Raw genomic sequence first — 18,706 nt, forward strand, 5'->3', positions numbered from 1 at the left:
ATCGACATATAAATCTTTATTGCCCCATTGTTAATTTCAGCGGATCGTTGGTAATGCTCTACCCGTCTTTAATTAGAGCATTTTTAACATTGTTGTGAAAAATATCTTTTGCTGGCATAGTCTACACTAATTCTAATTCGGGTAAAGCCTTGTGAATTGTACCCAACCATTCAATTAAATCATTCAACTGCTTTTGAGGCTTAACAATACCCAAACCCCGCACAATAACCTTCTTCGGCGCATAAACAAAACGCGATCGCAAATGCTTAGGTAAATTCTCCGCCATCAAATTCCAAGCAGGTTCAGCCATCGGAGTTTCTAAGACAATGTTGGTTTGTCCTTCGGGTTTGATACGAGAGAAGCCAATCGCCTTAGCAATCTGTTTTAGTTCCATTACCTGGATTAGCTGCTGGGTTGCTGAAGGAATTGCACCATAGCGATCTTCCCATTCGGCTGCAATTTGGACTAGTTCTTTTTTCGAGGTAGCGGTAGCAACAGCGCGGTAAGCATCCATTTTTTGTTCGGGATCGGCAATATAGTTGGCAGGAATAAAAGCAGTGAGTTTTAAATCTATTTGGGTATCTTCTACCTTGGGTATTTCTTGCCCTTGGATTTCTTGAATCGACTCTTGCAGCATCTCCATATAGAGATCGAAGCCGATTTGCGTCATTTGTCCCGACTGTTCTGCACCCAGAAGACTACCTACCCCGCGTATTTCCATATCCCTAGTTGCTAGTTGATAACCCGAACCGAGTTGGCTAAATTCTTGTAAAGCGCGGAGTCTTTTACGGGCAAGATCTGATAAAGTCTGTTTACTGGGGTATAGTAACCAGGCGTGTGCTTGAGTCCCAGAGCGCCCAACTCTGCCTCTTAACTGATACAGTTGGGATAAGCCGAATTTCTGGGAATCTTCGACGATAATGGTATTGACGCGGGGGATATCTAAACCTGACTCGATGATGGTGGTGCAGACAAGCAAATCTGATTCGCCGTTGCTAAAGGTAAGCATGGTTGACTCTAATTCTGACTCTGGCATTTGCCCGTGAGCGATCGCAATTTTCATGCCCGGAATCATTTCCCGTAGCTGCGCGCTAACTTCTTCAATTCCTTCTACTCTGGGAACAACATAAAATATCTGTCCACCCCGATCTAATTCATTACGAATCGCATTGCGGATCACTTCAGGATTATAAGGAGAAAGATGGGTTTTAATCGGACGACGAGACGGCGGAGGAGTAGTAATTAAACTCATTTCCCGAATTCCCGACAGAGACATATATAGGGTGCGGGGAATAGGAGTAGCCGAGAGAGTTAAGACATCTACCTGTGTTTTGAAGGCTTTGATTTTTTCTTTTTGGTTTACTCCGAAGCGTTGTTCTTCATCAACTACCAACATACCTAGATCTTTGAACTTTACATCCTTCCCTAATAGCTGTTGTGTACCCACCACCACATCTAATTCCCCTGTTGCTAGCCGCTGTAAAATTTCTTTTTTCTCCGAGGGAGTGCGGAAACGATTTAATAAACCGACGTTGATGGGATAGGGGGCAAATCTTTCTTTGAAAGTGTGATAATGCTGTTGCGTCAAAATAGTTGTTGGCGCAAGTACGGCTACCTGTTTATTACCACTGGTAATTACTTTAAAAATTGCCCTGATAGCTACTTCCGTTTTACCAAAACCAACATCACCACAAACTAATCGATCCATCGGGCGATCACTTTCTAAATCTATTTTAATATCTTGGGTAGCTTTGAGTTGATCTGGGGTAGGTTGATAAGGAAAAGAATCTTCTAATTCTTGTTGCCAGGGATTATCTGGAGGATAGGCATAACCTTCTAGTTTGGAGCGTTTGGCATAGAGTTTTAATAAATCTACCGCTAACTTTTTAATATTTTTTTTAACTCTTGACTTAGTTTTTGACCAAGACTGAGTTGCCATTTTATTTAATTCTGGCGGACGTTTTTCAGTTTGCCGAAATCGAGACAGCATATCTAAAGAATCGGCAGGAACTCTTAACGTACCGTCGGCATATTGAACTACTAAATATTCGCGGTGAACTAATGTTTCTAACTCTATAAATTTACCCAAGCCGTGATGTTTATGAACTACATAATCACCTGGGCGTAATTTATTAAGATCGACTTTTTTAGAAGTAGCGCGACGGCGTTTACGAATGTAACCAGCAGTAGCTAAAGTTTGTTGTCCAAAAAATTCTTTATCAGTAACAACTACAATGCGATAGGTAGGTAAAATAAACCCTTCTAACTCCGCTAAACCCGAATATTTTACTGCTACTGCGGTACTCTGAATTTGAGCTTTTTCAATTGCCCGAAAGTCTTGTGGATTTGGTACAAACTGCACTGGACAATCATGTTCTTCTAATAGCGAAGCAGAACGACTGGGTTGGGCTGAAACTAACCATGCCTGATACTTTTCTAGCGTCATCCCGCTGTATATTTCTCGCTTACCTCTAAGAATTGCAGCTAGTTTAGCAAATTGATGCGGCGTGGTAGGAATCGGACGTGCCTGTAAATTGTGTACCGACACCGCGTCAGGATTAGCTATGTCTAAACGGGGTTTTGCTTCCGCAATTTCTGATAAATAAATGCAGTTAAAGTTATTACTTTTAGCTATACAAGTTTGAAACTCAGCGTGTATTTTGGGCAGACTTAATGCTAAACTTTCCCATTGAAATTGAGCCAATTCGATCCAGCGATCGCTATGGGCCTGACACTGTTCTAATTCATCAATGGCAATTAAAGTATTATCAGGTAAATAATCTAGAAGTGAAGCAGTTTGTTGAAAAGCAATACCTAAAAACCGCTTCATTCCTTCAGGAGGATTACCTTCTAGTAAAGCTTCTAATTCTGCATCATCTAAATAGCTTTCAATACTCTTACCGCTTTCTAAAATACTGTTAGCAATAATGTTACTAAAAGAAGTTGGCGTTAATAATAACCGCGGCAGCTTATCTAAAGATCTTTGACTAGCAGGATCGAACTCTTTTATTTGTTCTAATTCATCCCCAAACCAATCCAGTCTGACGGGTAGTTCAGCCGAAACGGGGAAAATATCGACAATATCCCCTCGTCTACTCCATTGTCCTTCGGTTTCTACTAAAGATACCCGTTCATAACCCAATCTAGCTAGAGATTCATCCAACTGTTTTGAGGTCAATTCCATTTTAGGGTAAAGCGTCAGACAATAAGACTGAAATACTTCTGGGGGTGGTAAATGAGGCTGGAGCGATCGCTCTGTAGCTACAATAGCTATAGGCTGATTATTATGTACTTTTCCCTTTTCCCTACCCTCTTGACTGATGACTGATAGTACCTGCATCTGTCCCCAAGTAATCTCTGATTCGGGGTCAAAAGGGTCATAGGGACTCGCTTCGGAGGTAGGATAAAAATTTACCGTCTGCCACCCCATCGCCTCTAATTGGGCAGCCCAACGCCCGCCTTCTTCTAGGGTAGGACATATCACTAATAAATTCTTTGCTTCGGCTTTTGCCAAACTAGAACTAACAATACCCTTGGGTAAGCGGGGTATACCGTTGAGTAGTAAAGATTGTCCTTTGTCTAGTTTAGTTATTAGTTCTTTAGTCAAAGGCGATTTCTCGATCGTCCGTACTACTGATGCAAAAGCCATAATTTGAAAGGATGATGGTTTAAAGGATATAGAAATAAAAATTTTTTACTCTCTTAAAAAGAGTAACGAAAAATAAGACCTATTAGTGCAGATAAATCGGACTTATAGCAAAATTCATGGTTTATTACCGTTGTTAAATAGTACGAGCTAATCTAAATAGAGATCGCCTATAAACATTAACATCCGTAATTAATACAAAAAAAAACTTTATTCTTAGCTAAAGCATCAATCATTACCGATAATTTTGGGTTTAAAGCTTCGCACTTTATGGCGATATACCTATTAGCTATTAGCTCTTAGCTATTAGCCTAGAATCACCAATATTTTAAGTCGGTGAGCAGTCAAACACTGAGTAACTCAAAAAGTCATTTGTTCAAATTAAATTCAACATCATTTCATTACTAGGAGTAAAACCAATATTTTCGTAGACAGGCTTTCCTGAAAGTGAAGCATGAAGCACAGCCTTGGTGCAGTTTAAAGTTTTTAAATAATCAATAGCTGTTTTAGTTAACTGGCTAGCAATACCCTGACGGCGATAATCTGGCAGAACATATACATTCCAGATATAGCCATAGTTGCGATATTCTATTTTAAAAGAGGAAGGATATAAACCTGCAAATAGCTGACAGCTAACCGATCCGACTATTTTGTCTTCTACTTGAGCTACAAAAGTCTGAAATTTTAACTCTCGGGCTTGTTGAATAAACTTGAGCGTAACATCCAACCAATCATTACGAATCAAAGTTGAAGAAATATTGTTGTCCAACCAAAGTTGATAGAAATGTTCGGCAATTACGGAATCTATTTTAGGTGTCGCGCAATCGATAACTGCTTGAGAGACAGACATACAGATTGTTAGTTAGCTATTAGAAGCCATTCTAAATTTATATTTTAAAATTATTTGCTGGGCAAATAATTTTTATTAAATTAATTAAACTAAATTGCGATCGCTCAAAATTTCATAGCCATCTTGGGTGACTAATACGGTATGCTCAAATTGGGCAGATAGATTATTATCTACGGTAACTACTGTCCAGCGATCGCGCAATACTCTAGTATGCTTAGAACCTGCATTAAGTATCGGTTCAATCGCCAAAGTCATTCCTGCTTTCAATTTGACGTTAGGCATCCATTTATTACGATGATTAAATACTGATGGTGCTTCGTGCAGATTTTTACCAACACCATGTCCAGTATATTGTTCTACTATGCTATAGCCATTTGCCTTTACATGGTCTTCTACTGCCCCAGCAATATCTAATAGATGATTACCCGCCTTTACTTGTTCTATGCCTTTGTATAAAGCTTCTTCGGCAACCTTAATTAATTTAGCAGCGTCTTTAGTTACCTTGTTACCTACGGCAATGGTGATACAGGAGTCACCATGAAACCCCTCACAATAAGCACCCGTATCTACTTTTAAAACATCTCCGCGATGAAGCACTTTTTTGGCATTAGGAATGCCGTGTACTACCTCGTTATTAACGCTGGCGCAGATTGAGGCAGGAAACCCATAATAACCTTTAAAGCTAGGAGTTGCAGCCATTTCACGAATACGCTGTTCGGCATATTCATCTAAATCTGCGGTTGTCATTCCTGGTTTAGCTATCTCTTGAATTTCTTTCAGCACTGTTGCTACAATTTTCGCTGAACGACGCATTTTCTCAATTTCTGGCGCAGACTTAATTAAGATACCGCGCGGATTACGATTTAGTGCGGGTAATTCATTAGATGTGGATGTGTCGGAATTTGAAGTTGGTTTTGATTTGGGAAAAAAAAGATTAGTAATAATATTCATTAAATGTAGTGTTATTTATATCTTTAATCTAAGTATATCGCTAACTGATTACGCTATTGATTTTGTTCATTATAGGCAGCATAAACTCCCTGAACGTTATACCAGTTAAGGAAGATACGTGCTACCTGTTCGGCTAGCTGTGGTTTTTGATGCTCGATTAACCACTGCAAAACAGGTTCAAGAGTGCGTTCGTTTAATGTTCCTCTTAATGATAATATGCCCCAAAGCAGACGATGTAAAGCTGTCATTTGAATCATCATTTTGACATCGAAGGTAGGATGTTTTTGATAAAAAACCACCCCCATTTTTCCTCGTTCAATTTCTTGGTCAATCATCTTAGGAATCTGCTCTAAATTAAAAGCAGGATGCCAATGATAACCGACAGCTTGAGGACATTTTATGAGTTTTAAATTTAGCTTTTTAAGGCGTACTCCTAATTCTAAATCTTCCCAGCCATAGAGTTGAAAACCCGTGTCAAATAAACCCGCCTCTTCTAACCACTTACGGGAGATTGCTACATTGCCAGTCGCAAAATAAGCAGCGGAAAAGTCAATTATTTTGTAAGGTTCAGAAGTGGGATTATCAAAGTTATTAGTATTAATTACTGCACCATAAGTAAACAGGCGATCGCTTCCTAGATCTTGCTCACCTTTGATTAAAGCATCGGCGTGAGATTGTAAAAAACTTGAGGTAACAACTAAATCGCTATCAATGAAAATTATGCTGTCGCCTGTAGAATTTTTTACGCCCAAATTTCTAGCAGCAGCAGCACCTTGATGATCTTGCTCGAATACTTTTACATGAGGTAAATTAGCTCGATTTTCTCTCAGCCAAGCTAATGTTCGATCGCTCGATCCATCGTCAACTATTACTATTTCATAATTGCTAACTCGATCGTTAATTAATTCCTGTTTTTCTAAAGCAACAAGACATTTTTGAAGTATCGGCAAGCGATTATAAGTAGGAATTACCACACTAATATACATCTATAAAAGCTCTTGTTTTAAAAAAACCAAGTATAACATCCGAACTTTTGCTCGAATATTAACTTATTAACCTTCTGAGTACAGTGCCTTGCCCTTTCTTAAAATACTCGATTCATTTTCTTTAATAAGATTTCGATCATGGCTGCATCATCGCTATCAGGCGCAACTTTGAGAAAGTATTGGAGATCGACGATCGCCTCCTCCCAACGATTTACTTGGTAATAGAGTAAACCGCGATCGCGTATTTCTGCCACGTTTTGAGGAAATATCTTAAGGATGCCACTCATAATTAATAAAGCTTTATCTATTTCTCGGCGGTGTAGATAGATAAACTTAAGGTTGTTCAGCATTCTAACTAATATTTGCTTATTGGTTACAGGCGCAAGCCAGCTAGGATCGAGCTTTACCTGTTGTTGATAAATCTTATCTAGTCTTATTTGACAGTCGTGTTCAAATAAGATTTCTCCTTGGTTAAAAGCATCGACAAAAATTTCCGAATCTTCAAATTCAGGGCGAATTAAGAAATGTCCAGGCATGCCAATTCCTACCATCGGAAAATTAAGACGTTGAGCGATCGCTAAATAAATTACTGCCAGGGTTATGGGAATTCCTACCTTTCTTTCAATTACTTGATTTAAAAAGCTATTGTCAGGATCGTAATAATTATGTTGATTACCGCGAAATTGCAAGCGCTCAAATAAATGATTGTTAATTAATTTAATTACTTTTAAAGGATAGCGTTCGGCGGTTAATTGAGATTCAATTTCCAAAGCGATCGCTGTTAAAATATCTAAATATTTCTGAACATTTAAATTGGGATATTCTGCTTGAGCAAAATAAAGAGAGGCTTTAGCTAAATCTATGTGATTATCTGGTTGATTAACTTCTTGATAAAAGTTATGCCATAGTAATTGATTATCCATCGGGCTGGCAATTGATTTGTATAATTCATTTTGGTTATTTTAATCTGTTTTCAGTAAATATACCGATTAACTATTATTAATAATTTGGCATCTGTTAAAAGTTGTTTATTTTTTAAGTCCAAAGATTTTAAGCTTGTTTAATTGATAAGCCAACGCGTTTAAGTTTTTCATTTACTTCCAATACTCTAACTTTAACTATCTGTCCGACTTTTACTATTTCATTAGGATCTGATATAAAGCGATCGCATAGCTGAGAAATATGCACCAAGCCATCTTGATGTACGCCAACATCAACAAATGCACCAAAGTTAACCACGTTAGTTACTACTCCTTCCAAAACCATCCCTTCAGTCAAATCCCCGATCTCAGCAACACCTTCTTGAAAAGTAGCATATTGAAATTGCTCTCTAGGATCTCTTCCTGGTTTTTCTAATTCGGCGATCGCATCTTGTAGAGTTGGCAAACCAATATCTTCAGTAACAAACTGTTGTAGATCGAGACTTTTAAGGCGATCGCTCACTTGAGTAATTTGATTTAGAGGTACATTCAAGCTTTTAACAATTTGTTTAATTACCCCGTAGCTTTCTGGATGCACCGCCGTATTATCTAAAGGATTTTCTCCATCGCGAATGCGCAGAAATCCCGCTGCTTGTTCGTAAGTTTTCTTGCCTAATTTTGCCACTTTTAAAAGTTCTTGACGATTATTAAATGCTCCGCGATCATTACGATAAGTCACTATATTATTGGCAATTGACCCAGAAATTCCTGATACAAAGGTTAACAATTCTTTAGAAGCAGTATTTAGATCTACACCTACATAATTGACGCAGCTTTCTACAGTTTCCTCAAGCTTTTGTTTAAGTAGCTTTTGATTTACATCATGCTGATATTGCCCTACCCCAATAGATTTCGGATCTATTTTGACTAACTCAGCTAAGGGATCTTGTAATCTTCTCCCGATGCTAATTGCACCACGTATAGTAATATCTAGATCGGGAAATTCTTCTCGCGCTACATCACTTGCCGAATAGATCGATGCCCCCGACTCGTTAACAATTACCTTAATTGGTTGTTGCTTAATTTCGGTTAAAACTTCGCCAATAAAGCGATCCGTTTCCCTAGAGGCTGTACCATTACCAATAGCAATCAATTCAATTTGATATTTGCTAATGAGATCTTTGACGCTTTGGGCTGCTTGCTTTCTTTTATTTTCCCCCGAATGAGGAAAGATTGCCTGATATTTTAAATACTTACCAGTATCTGAAAGCACCACCGTCTTACATCCCGTCCGAAAGCCAGGGTCAATTGCCAGAGTCGGTTTTCTCCCCGCAGGAGAAGCCAGCAAAAGGTTGCGTAAGTTAGCTTCAAAAGCTTGAATAGACTCTATATCTGCATATTCTTGGCGATCGCTCCTCACTTCCCGAATTAAAGAAGGCTTTAGTAGACGATTAAATGCATCTTGGAGCATTGTTTGATAAAATAGCTTTAAGCTTGGACATTTAGTGCTAATTTTCCGCTTCTCTAGATAAGTCATCACTTCTGACTCTTCATAAGCAATCTCTACACTCAATATCCCTTCGGCTTCACCACGATATAAAGCCAAAACGTTATGTGGTGGAATTTTACTTACCCCATAGCTATATTGACGATACATTTCATACTTGGTACTGCCTTCAGGATGCTCGCTTTTGATTTGCGAGACAAATACTCCTTGTTTAAAAAGGTATTCCCGTAAATAAGCCCTAATTTCAGCATTATCTGCTATTTGCTCTGCTAGGATATCTGCTGCACCTATTAACGCTTGTTCTAAAGAATCAACTCCTTTGGCTGCATTGATATATTTATTAGCTTCTGAGTTCAAAGATAAATTAGCTACTTGTGGTTTGTTATTCGATTCAATCCACTCTGCCAACGGCGTTAATCCTTTGTCTCTAGCAATAGTAGCCCTAGTGCGTCGCTTTGGTTTGTAAGGTAAATATAAATCTTCTAGTTCAGTTTTATTGAAACAGGCTGTAATCTTCGCCTCAAGTTCGGCAGTTAATTTTCCTTGAGAATCAATTTCTTCGACGATTTTGGCTTTGCGCTTTGCCAGTTCATCCAAATAGGAGTAGCGTTCAAAAATATCTCTTAGCTGTACTTCATCCAATGAGCCTGTTTGCTCCTTACGATAGCGGGCAATAAAAGGAACTGTTCCACCTTCTAGCCACAGATCCAGTGCATTGTTGACGTTGCCTGGGGACAAGGAAAACTCTTGAGTAATCAGTTGCCGAATGTCAGTCATAGAAAATCTCGAAACTACGCCAAAAGCGTAATAGCTTTAAAAGAACAATTCTGATTATATATAGCAATACGTTAAAGTTTTCCCAAAGCTCATGGAGGAAGGAAATGAATTCGCGCTAAAAGTCTATGCTTACAGCAGTTTTCATGCTTGATAGACTACGCTGTTGATTAACTAGTTTTTAGTTATTAGCCATTGGTGACAAGTTAAAGCTGTGTGTTATTTGTCAATTGGTTTGTAGCGCCCTGCGCTATTAGCTTTTAGAAATAAGAAATAGCAAATAGCTTTTTTTACCTTTGCATCTTTAGTAATTCAAGCTTAATAAACTAAGTTGTTCAGCATCTTTTGTACTAAGTTTCCAGCCCATTGCTCCTGCATTTTCCGCTGCCTGTCGAGCGTTTTTAGCCCCAGGAATTGGAATTACGTTTTCTTGAACTATGAGCCAGTTGAGAGCTACCTGAACGGGAGTTTTTTGATATTTTTCAGCAAGCTGTTTTAATTGGCTAATTATTGGTTCAATCTTGCTCAAACCAGAAGCCGAAAATTTGGGGTTGAGCTTTCTTGCTCCTTTGACTATTTCCGTATTCTCTGGAGTGTATTTTCCTGTCAATAGCCCTTGATCTAAAGGACTATATGCCAAAATCGTAATTCCCAATTCACGAGCAAGCTCTAAAATACCGTTTTGCTCAATTTTTCTGCTTAGCAAAGAATAATGAACCTGATTTACAGCCAAAGGGACATCATATTGTGCTAATAAATCGTGTGCCTGCTGCATCTGGGTTGCAGAATAGTTACTGACTCCGACGCTTAGGATACGACCTCGCTTAACCTCTGATGCCAAAGCCTTCATTAAAGTCTGTTGACCCATAAAAAAGCTAAAAGGCATATGGACTTGGTAGAGAGCAACTTGTTCCACCTGAAGCCGTTTGAGACTATCAGTTACAGCATCAGCCACCGCCTGCGAGTTCAACTTCCAGGGCAAAGGAAAATACTTGGTTGCGATCTGTACTGGTTGAGTAGTTTGCTTTAAAAATTGTCCAATGAGCCGCTCAGATTCACCTAAACCGTAAATTTCAGCAGTATCAAAAAAAGTTGCGCCGTTAGCTATAGCAGCCTCAAAAGCTTTTTCAACCTCCATTGCTCCATAATCTGAGCCATAACCCCAAAACAGGCGATCGCCCCAAGACCAAGTGCCAATACCTAAAGATGGAAGTGAAATAGGCAGAAGTGATAGTTTAGTTGATTCCATGAGTTTGATAATAACTTTTAGACGGCTTTAACATTACTTTATCTAAAATAATGCCTGAAATAAATTGGCGGTCAAACCATCTAAAGCGTTAGATATTTTTCACAGGCAGAGTGATTGCTAATTTTATTAAGTTCACCTATGGAATTACTACACATAGTGAGGCTAAATAAATCAAGAGCAGCTATAAAAATAATTATGACTGCTACCAACAACTATAAGTACTCTTTTTGCTCGACCTTCGTTACGGTTAAAAAAAGATAGATACGGTCTGAAGTAAAAATCGCTCAGAATATATTTAATAACTGTCGATAAGAGAAAAAATAAATTATGAAAACGCGCTCGCTGGGAACATCGGAAATTCAAATTACCCCGATCTTAATGGGAACATGGCAGGCGGGAAAAAGGATGTGGGCAGGAATTGATGACGAAGAGAGCGTTGCGGCAATTCGAGCTGCTGTGGAGGCAGGGATAACCACTATTGATACGGCCGAGGTATACGGCGAAGGACATTCAGAACAAATTGTCGCTAAAGCTGTAGCCGATCTTCGTGATCGATTAGTCTACGCTTCTAAAGTATTTGTTAATCATCTTAAATACGACCAGGTAATCGAAGCTTGCGATCGCTCTTTGACTAATCTCAAGACTGACTATCTCGACCTCTATCAAATTCATTGGCCCTCTGGCTCATTTAACAATGAAGTTGTCCCGATTGAAGAGACAATGAACGCCCTAAATAAATTAAAAGAGGACGGCAAAATTAAAGCAATTGGAGTTTCTAATTTTAATCGTACTCAGCTAGAGGAAGCTGCCCAATATGGCAAAATTGATAGTCTACAACCCCCCTATTCATTGTTCTGGCGCAAGATCGAAACCGATGCAGTACCCTATTGCGTGGAACATAATATTTCTATTTTGGCTTACTCTTCCATGGCTCAAGGATTACTTACAGGTAAATTTAGTCCAGGTCATCAATTTGCTAAAGACGATCATCGTAGTGCTAATGTCCTATTTCAAGGAGAAAACTTTGAACGCGCTCAACACGCTTTAGAACAGCTAAAACCCATTGCCGAAAAGCATAGCTGTACTTTAGCTCAACTGTCTCTGGCGTGGTTAATTGCTCAACCTCAAACTCAGGCGATCGCTGGAGCGAGAACTGCTGCTCAAGCCCAAGATAATGCCAAAGCAGCAAGCGTCGATCTATCTCCTGATGAATTGCAAGAAATAGATCGCATTGGTAGACAAGTAACCGATCCTCTCGATGATAATCCCGTAATGTGGAATTGGTAGCTTGTAGCTTGACAGTCAATAAAAATCTGGAGATGTATCGTTAAAACACATCTCCAGATCGAGTCTATAGTCAGACAAGTAATTAACCGACTGTTCCTTCTAATTTTAAGCTCAATAACTTGTCAGCTTCGGCGGCAAACTCCATGGGTAATTCATTGAGGACATCCTTACAAAAACCACTAACCAGCATCGATACCGCATCTTCTTCAGAAATACCTCGTTGAGCAAAGTAAAACAGCTGTTCTTCGCCAATTTTGGCGGTAGAAGCTTCGTGTTCGACTTTGGCGGTATTGTTACTTACTTGGATATAAGGAAAAGTATTCGCTTCGGCATTATCGCCAATTAACATTGAATCGCACTGAGAATAGTTGCGCGCACCAGTAGCGTTATTACCAATTTTAACCAAACCGCGATAGCTACCTTGAGAATTTCCCGCCGAGATACCTTTAGAAATGATTGTACTGCGGGTATTTTTACCCACATGGATCATTTTTGTACCTGTGTCAGCCTGCTGCTTATTGTTAGTTAAAGCGATTGAATAAAATTCACCGATGGAATTATCACCGACTAAAACACAACTAGGATACTTCCAGGTAATCGCCGAACCTGTTTCTACCTGCGTCCAAGAGATTTTGGAGTTGACTCCTTTACACAAACCACGCTTAGTTACAAAATTATAAATTCCGCCTTTACCGTTTTCATCCCCTGCAAACCAGTTTTGGACAGTGGAATATTTAATCTCAGCGTCATCTAACACCACTAATTCCACTACCGCAGCATGAAGCTGATTAGTATCAAACATTGGCGCAGTACAGCCTTCAAGATAGCTAACGGATGCACCCTCTTCAGCCACAATTAAAGTACGCTCAAACTGCCCTGTATCACCATCATTAATCCGAAAATAGGTTGATAGTTCCATAGGACAGGTTACGCCTTTAGGAATAAACACAAATGAACCATCGCTAAATACAGCTGAATTTAAGGCCGCAAAGTAATTATCGCCTACTGGAACAACGCTGCCTAAGTACTTGCGCACTAGTTCGGGATACTCTTCTAAAGCCTCGGAAATTGAGCAAAAAATTACGCCATCTTCGGCTAACTTCTCTTTAAAAGTAGTGCCGATCGAAACGCTATCAAAAATAGCATCCACTGCTACGTTACTTAATCTTTTTTGTTCGGATAAAGGAATACCCAGCTTATCAAAAGTCTCTAGTAATGCTGGATCGACTTCATCTAAACTACCTTTCTTTTCTAGTTTTTTCTTGGGCGCGGAATAATAAACGATGTTCTGATAATCGATCGCCGGATATTGTACATGAGGCCAATCTGGTTCGCTCATCTTGAGCCATTGACGATAGGCTTTGAGACGAAACTCTAGCATAAATTCTGGCTCGTTTTTCTTAGCTGAAATTAGGCGAACGACATCTTCGCTCAAGCCACGAGGAATTTGTTCAGTCTCAATGTCGGTAACAAAACCATATTTGTAAGGCTGATTGACTAAAGTTTTGACGTTGGCACTCATAATAGGCAATTAATATAGATTATGTTTTGGCAAATGTCTTACAATTTTGTTCGGCAGTAACCAGAGAATCTAGTCAATGCTTAGGTAAAATTAGTTTAAGAGTATTTTGAGGAAATCTTATTTTGAGTTTAACAATAAATTTGTTGTTTAAGTATATTGTAAGTTACATTAGCAACAAAGACGTTGTTTAAGTAAAAAATTTCCTTTGCTCTTTTGTTAATTTCAACATATAGCTTTTAAGACGATGACGACCACTGGTTTACCGTCTACTAAACAGAATATCCTGCAATCTTTATTGAGGCATGGTGAGGCAGCTGCACAAAAGTTAGCTCAAGACCTAAACCTTAGTACTCAGGCAATTCGTCGCCATTTAAATGAACTAGAAGCATTAGGATTAATTGAATATCAATTGGTACAGCAGGGAATGGGACGACCGCAACATTTGTATCAGTTGAGCAGTAAGGGACGCGATCGCCTTAGTCCACAGAAGTATAGTGAATTTGCCGTTTCTTTTTTAGATACCCTAGCCGAAACCGTAGGGGCAGAACAGGTAAGCAAAGTCTTGGAAAAACAGTGGCAACGTAAAGCAGCCGAATATCGCGATCGCTTAGGAACAGGGACTCTCAAACAACGCATTGCCAAACTGGTTCAGTTGAGAAAAGAAGAAGGCTATATGGCAGAGTTGCATCAAGCATCCCCAAAACAAAAGCAGCAATTTATCTTAGTAGAACATAATTGCGCGATTTCTGAAGTCGCAGAGTCTTATCCCAGTATTTGCGGTCATGAGTTGGAAATGTTCGCTGAGGTATTGCCAGACTGCGAGGTGCAACGGACTCACTGGATCAATGATGGCGAACATCGCTGCGGATACTCGATTAAAGCAAAATAAACCAGAATCGATTATTAATAGTTAATCTATTACCAAATTTTTTAATTGAAACAGTTGAAAAAGTTTAAATAATTTGTTATTTGCGATCGCCAAAATATTATCCCAGAAATTTAAAAATCAATAGATATCAATAGATGACACGATTGGGATATTTATTAAGAAACATTGCAAATTCGTAAAGATATTATTGGTAGTTCTGCCTAGTGGTGGTGCAATCATACCTAATCGAGATAGTCTGAGTGAAGCAGTTTTTTTATTTAATTTTTAATCTTTTATATGGCCGTTATAAATACTAATCCAGCTAATACTCAAGCTTCGCGTTCAGGTGAATCGAATACACCTTCAAAACCTCCTGCGGACTCGAAAGAAAGAGTAAGCCAGTTTATGAAACAGCTACAGGATGAAATTTGTGCTGGCTTAGAACAGGTTGATGGAGGAGGAAAATTTAAAGAAGATAGCTGGGAGAGAGAAGAAGGGGGTGGCGGGCGATCGCGCGTACTCTTAGACGGAGGTATCTTAGAACAGGGTGGCGTAAATTTTTCGGAAGTTTGGGGGAGTCAATTGCCTGCTTCAATCCTCAAGCAACGTCCCGAAGCAGAAGGACATGGCTTTTATGCCACGGGGACATCAATGGTATTGCATCCCCGTAGTCCTTATATTCCCACGGTTCATTTGAATTATCGTTACTTTGAGGCTGGCCCCGTTTGGTGGTTTGGGGGTGGTGCAGATCTGACTCCTTACTATCCTTTTGCCGAAGATGCTGCCCATTTTCATCGAACCTATAAAGAAAGTTGCGATCGCCATCATCCTGAATACCATTCTGTGTTTAAGTACTGGTGCGATGAGTATTTTTATCTTAAACATCGTCAGGAAACTAGAGGAGTTGGCGGATTATTTTTTGACTATCAAGATGGTACAGGAGAACTATATAAAGGTCCTCATCCTGATAAAGCAGCAGCGGAATATAGTAACAAGTTGGGAGAGATTGAACATCGCAGTTGGACAGATATCTTTAGCTTTATTCAAGACTGTGGTAAAAGCTTCTTACCCGCTTATCTGCCAATTATTGAAAGACGCAAAGACATGGAATATGGCGAAAGACAGCGTAACTTTCAGCTATACCGTCGCGGACGCTATGTAGAATTCAACTTAGTATACGATCGCGGTACTATTTTTGGCTTGCAGACCAACGGACGTACTGAATCTATTTTGATGTCTTTACCGCCTCTGGTTCGTTGGCAATATAATTACCAACCAGAACCCAACACCCCTGAAGCAGAACTATACGAGACATTTCTTAAGCCTCAAGATTGGGTCAATTGGGAAGCATAAAAAATAAGGGATGAGGATGAAGGTTTATTTCCTTATCTCTATTTCTAAGCTTTGTAGAACTCTACTGTAGTTCCTGCGAGATCGGCAACTTTATCGATCAAAGCTTGGCGTTGAGATTCATCCATAACAGTAAAAGAATTAGCCAGATCGACTTTTTCCTGCATCTGTTCGGGATCGTTTGCGCCTGTAATTAAAACACTCACGGGTAAAGACCAAGTAAAATTAATTGCCTCAGCAATGCTAACTCGGTTCGGCACAATCTTCGGATTATCTCCGCTTTGTCCATGAGAAGAACCACCAAAAAAGCCGCCATTTGCTAAAGACTTCATGGCTAATACACCTATATTGCGTTCGATTAGTTGCGGCATTACCTGTTTGATAAAGCTGGAATAGTTAGGATCGGCAAGGTTTACGGGCATTTGACAAGTATCGAAAATATTAGATTCCATAACTCGTAATAGCGCATCGGGTTGATAATGACCAGTAAAGCCAAGATGCCGAACCTTGCCTGATTCTTTGGCTTCTGCCATTACTTCAAACACTCCATTAGCAACGCGTCCATCAACATCTTGAGGATCATTTACCGAATGTACCTGCCATAAGTCCAGATAATCAGTATTCAACCTACGTAGAGATCCTTCTAGGTGAAGACGAGCATCATCCGCATTGCTAGCGGTGCTTTTAGTCATTAAGTAAATAACATCTCGATATTGAGGCGTGAGCAATTTACCGTAACGAGTTTCACTACCACCAGACTGATACGACTCAGCAGTATCGAAAAACCTAACTCCACCTTCAAGGGCAATTTCAATAGTTTCTTGAGCATCCCGTTCGCTGCTCATCCCTCCAACGTGCGCTCCCCCTACGCCTAGCATCGTTACCGCTTCACCCGTTCGCCCCAAAGTTCTAAGAGGCAATAATTTACCTAAGCGATCTGTGGGAGTCTTATCTTGAGCCTCGGCTTGAGTAGAAAGCAAGATTCCAGCCGTAAAACCTCCTAGCCATTTGAGTACTGAACGTCGCTCCATAGTTCTAATACCTTAATCTGTTTTCAAGTTAATTCTACACAGAAAAAAAAGCTAAGAACTCTGGCAAGTTAATATAAACAAAGCTAATTTACAACATCAAACATATATGAACTTATCCGTTAGCTTAATTTTGCTTTACTCCATAGTTGGAGCGGTTATTTTAACTTATGCCCCTTTTTTAGTGGTAGCTTGGGGACGATTACAGGTTGGTTACAATCAATCAGCACCTCGTGCTATGTTTGACAAACTTCCTGCTTATGCTCAAAGAGCTACTTGGGCGCATCAGAATAGTTTTGAAGCTTTGACCATTTATGGTTTGGCTGCGCTGATGGCTTACGTTACTGGAGTAGAATCAGACTGGGCAAAAATTGCCGCGATCGCCTTTATTGTAGCCCGATTGCTCTATTCTGTATTCTATATTTCAAATATTGCTTTAGGGCGATCGCTGATGTTTGCGCTCGGTTCTTTGTCTGGTTGGACTCTATTTGCTCTGAGTATCTTGCGGGTGATGAATTAGCAATTAGCAAGATTTAACACTAAATCCGATTGATAAAGTACTCTTGACCAAACATTAAACATTAAACTCGCGAACAAGTTGTTGATAAATGATAGATGTTAAATGTTCAATGATCTGACTCCTTACCTCATCGCCTCAGTACTGCCAAAACTAATATCATCTTCTTGGTACTCTGGGGGTTCAACGTGAATTAGTACTCGCACCGTGCCGAAATGCTTTTCTAAAAGTTCTTCGATTTGTTCGGTAATTTGATGAGCGATCGCCAAGTCATCTGTATCTACAATCAAGTGCATTTCGATAAATACCTGTCTACCCAACATTCCTCGTGAGGCAATATCATGACAGTTGATTACGCCTGGAACTTGAATGACAACATCGTAGATAGCTTCTGGGGCGATCGCCATTTCATCAACCAGCCAAGGTAAATTTTCACTAATTACTTCCCAACCACTGCGAAACACTAATAACGCTACAGGAAAAGCCAAAATTACATCCAGCCATTGCAGTTGAGGAATGCTTAGGTTTTCAGCTTGCCAAACTCCTACTAAGCTAGCGATCACAATAATTGTTACCCAAATATCGCTCATGGTATGTTTAGCATCAGCGATCAAGATTGGACTATTAATTTTTCTGCCGATGTTACGCTCGTAAAAAGCCACAAAAATGTTTACGCCCAAAACTAGCAGCAAAAGCCACAACTCAGTCGAAGAGATGGAAATTTCTACCTTTTCCGTGTTTAAAAAGATCTTTTCTACTGCGCCACGTAAAATCTCAAAGCAAGCAATACCCAAGAATGCAGCAATACCCAATGCTCCTACCGCCTCAAACTTTTGATGTCCATAAGGATGTTCGCGATCGGGTTGAGGAGAGGAAATACGGTTAGTAACTAAACCCAAAACATTGTTAACGCTATCGGTGACGCTATGTAGTGCATCTGCCTGTAGGCTCAAAGAACCAGTAGCTATACCCAAGGTAAACTTGAGCGCCATAACAAACAAATTTAGAAACAGAGTTAGCCAAAGAACTCGACGCACTTGCGAACGGTTATCTTGCACCATATAACAATTGAAACTTTTTTGGATGGTTGCTTTATAATCATAGTCTTAAAAATAGCTATAGTCTCTATTTGGTAATGCTTATAGCAATGTTTAGCTCTGGAAAAGATGTAACTTATTGAGATAATTTCTGACAGATAAACGATTAAATTTCGCCAGTCTGATAAATTAGAATTACAGATTTATCAAAAGA

At 39.5% G+C, this 18,706-nt stretch carries 14 protein-coding genes; 4 read left to right on the forward strand and 10 right to left on the reverse strand.

All coding sequences use genetic code 11. The features are described 5' to 3' along the window. Positions 1-121: 121 nt before the first annotated feature. The 7 genes from mfd to V6C71_18490 form a co-directional block, all read right to left on the reverse strand. A complete protein-coding gene (gene mfd, locus V6C71_18460) occupies positions 122-3,649 on the reverse strand; it encodes a transcription-repair coupling factor (protein ID HEY9770444.1) in 3,528 nt (1,175 codons plus the stop codon). 373 nt (positions 3,650-4,022) lie between these two features. After that, the gene (locus V6C71_18465; protein HEY9770445.1) at positions 4,023-4,496 is read right to left on the reverse strand and encodes a GNAT family N-acetyltransferase; all 474 of its coding nucleotides are present in this window, start codon (positions 4,494-4,496) and stop codon (positions 4,023-4,025) included. 84 nt (positions 4,497-4,580) lie between these two features. Continuing rightward, the gene (gene map / locus V6C71_18470) at positions 4,581-5,447 is read right to left on the reverse strand and encodes a type I methionyl aminopeptidase (GenBank protein HEY9770446.1); all 867 of its coding nucleotides are present in this window, start codon (positions 5,445-5,447) and stop codon (positions 4,581-4,583) included. Between the two features lie 53 nt (positions 5,448-5,500). After that, positions 5,501-6,433 carry a glycosyltransferase family 2 protein gene (locus V6C71_18475; GenBank protein ID HEY9770447.1) on the reverse strand — a complete coding sequence of 311 codons (933 nt, stop codon included), beginning with the start codon at positions 6,431-6,433 and terminating at the stop codon, positions 5,501-5,503. Positions 6,434-6,531: 98 nt separating this feature from the next. Continuing rightward, on the reverse strand, positions 6,532-7,356 hold the full coding sequence (locus tag V6C71_18480; GenBank protein ID HEY9770448.1) for a transglutaminase-like domain-containing protein: 825 nt from the start codon (positions 7,354-7,356) through the stop codon (positions 6,532-6,534). 127 nt (positions 7,357-7,483) lie between these two features. Further along, positions 7,484-9,637 carry a Tex family protein gene (locus V6C71_18485; protein ID HEY9770449.1) on the reverse strand — a complete coding sequence of 718 codons (2,154 nt, stop codon included), beginning with the start codon at positions 9,635-9,637 and terminating at the stop codon, positions 7,484-7,486. 301 nt (positions 9,638-9,938) lie between these two features. Beyond that, the gene (locus V6C71_18490; protein ID HEY9770450.1) at positions 9,939-10,883 is read right to left on the reverse strand and encodes an aldo/keto reductase; all 945 of its coding nucleotides are present in this window, start codon (positions 10,881-10,883) and stop codon (positions 9,939-9,941) included. A 327-nt stretch (positions 10,884-11,210) separates the two neighbouring features. On the opposite strand from V6C71_18490, the gene V6C71_18495 reads away from it, so the two are divergent. Continuing rightward, a complete protein-coding gene (locus V6C71_18495; GenBank protein ID HEY9770451.1) occupies positions 11,211-12,170 on the forward strand; it encodes an aldo/keto reductase in 960 nt (319 codons plus the stop codon). An 82-nt stretch (positions 12,171-12,252) separates the two neighbouring features. Here the strand turns inward: V6C71_18495 and sufB are convergent, their stop codons facing one another. Next, positions 12,253-13,692 carry a Fe-S cluster assembly protein SufB gene (sufB, locus tag V6C71_18500; GenBank protein ID HEY9770452.1) on the reverse strand — a complete coding sequence of 480 codons (1,440 nt, stop codon included), beginning with the start codon at positions 13,690-13,692 and terminating at the stop codon, positions 12,253-12,255. A 244-nt stretch (positions 13,693-13,936) separates the two neighbouring features. Between sufB and sufR the strand changes: the two genes are divergently transcribed. Together sufR and hemF are read left to right on the forward strand one after the other, a co-directional pair. Beyond that, positions 13,937-14,581, forward strand: a complete 645-nt coding sequence (gene sufR, locus V6C71_18505; GenBank protein HEY9770453.1) for an iron-sulfur cluster biosynthesis transcriptional regulator SufR — start codon at positions 13,937-13,939, stop codon at positions 14,579-14,581. A gap of 276 nt (positions 14,582-14,857) precedes the next feature. Further along, positions 14,858-15,913 (forward strand): oxygen-dependent coproporphyrinogen oxidase, encoded by a 1,056-nt coding sequence (gene hemF, locus V6C71_18510; protein HEY9770454.1) that lies wholly within the window; start codon positions 14,858-14,860, stop codon positions 15,911-15,913. A 44-nt stretch (positions 15,914-15,957) separates the two neighbouring features. Here hemF and V6C71_18515 read toward each other — a convergent pair whose 3' ends face one another. Further along, complete coding sequence (locus V6C71_18515) at positions 15,958-16,941, reverse strand: aldo/keto reductase (GenBank protein HEY9770455.1); 984 nt, start codon at positions 16,939-16,941, stop codon at positions 15,958-15,960. A 106-nt stretch (positions 16,942-17,047) separates the two neighbouring features. Here V6C71_18515 and V6C71_18520 point away from each other — a divergent pair, with 106 nt between their 5' ends. Further along, positions 17,048-17,458: an MAPEG family protein gene (locus V6C71_18520; protein ID HEY9770456.1), complete on the forward strand. Its 411-nt coding sequence runs from the start codon at positions 17,048-17,050 to the stop codon at positions 17,456-17,458. 122 nt (positions 17,459-17,580) lie between these two features. On the opposite strand, the gene V6C71_18525 is transcribed toward V6C71_18520, so the two are convergent. Beyond that, a complete protein-coding gene (locus tag V6C71_18525) occupies positions 17,581-18,516 on the reverse strand; it encodes a cation diffusion facilitator family transporter (GenBank protein ID HEY9770457.1) in 936 nt (311 codons plus the stop codon). Positions 18,517-18,706 lie beyond the last annotated feature (190 nt).

The organism is Coleofasciculaceae cyanobacterium, assembly GCA_036703275.1.
In the GTDB taxonomy this organism is placed as follows: domain Bacteria; phylum Cyanobacteriota; class Cyanobacteriia; order Cyanobacteriales; family Xenococcaceae; genus Waterburya.

Coding starts and splice junctions, on each gene's coding strand:
- mfd (HEY9770444.1), bottom strand. CDS start 3,649: ATGGCTTTTGCATCAGTAGTACGGACGATCGAGAAATCGCCTTTGACT.
- V6C71_18465 (HEY9770445.1), bottom strand. CDS start 4,496: ATGTCTGTCTCTCAAGCAGTTATCGATTGCGCGACACCTAAAATAGAT.
- map (HEY9770446.1), bottom strand. CDS start 5,447: ATGAATATTATTACTAATCTTTTTTTTCCCAAATCAAAACCAACTTCA.
- V6C71_18475 (HEY9770447.1), bottom strand. CDS start 6,433: ATGTATATTAGTGTGGTAATTCCTACTTATAATCGCTTGCCGATACTT.
- V6C71_18480 (HEY9770448.1), bottom strand. CDS start 7,356: ATGGATAATCAATTACTATGGCATAACTTTTATCAAGAAGTTAATCAA.
- V6C71_18485 (HEY9770449.1), bottom strand. CDS start 9,637: ATGACTGACATTCGGCAACTGATTACTCAAGAGTTTTCCTTGTCCCCA.
- V6C71_18490 (HEY9770450.1), bottom strand. CDS start 10,883: ATGGAATCAACTAAACTATCACTTCTGCCTATTTCACTTCCATCTTTA.
- V6C71_18495 (HEY9770451.1), top strand. CDS start 11,211: ATGAAAACGCGCTCGCTGGGAACATCGGAAATTCAAATTACCCCGATC.
- sufB (HEY9770452.1), bottom strand. CDS start 13,692: ATGAGTGCCAACGTCAAAACTTTAGTCAATCAGCCTTACAAATATGGT.
- sufR (HEY9770453.1), top strand. CDS start 13,937: ATGACGACCACTGGTTTACCGTCTACTAAACAGAATATCCTGCAATCT.
- hemF (HEY9770454.1), top strand. CDS start 14,858: ATGGCCGTTATAAATACTAATCCAGCTAATACTCAAGCTTCGCGTTCA.
- V6C71_18515 (HEY9770455.1), bottom strand. CDS start 16,941: ATGGAGCGACGTTCAGTACTCAAATGGCTAGGAGGTTTTACGGCTGGA.
- V6C71_18520 (HEY9770456.1), top strand. CDS start 17,048: ATGAACTTATCCGTTAGCTTAATTTTGCTTTACTCCATAGTTGGAGCG.
- V6C71_18525 (HEY9770457.1), bottom strand. CDS start 18,516: ATGGTGCAAGATAACCGTTCGCAAGTGCGTCGAGTTCTTTGGCTAACT.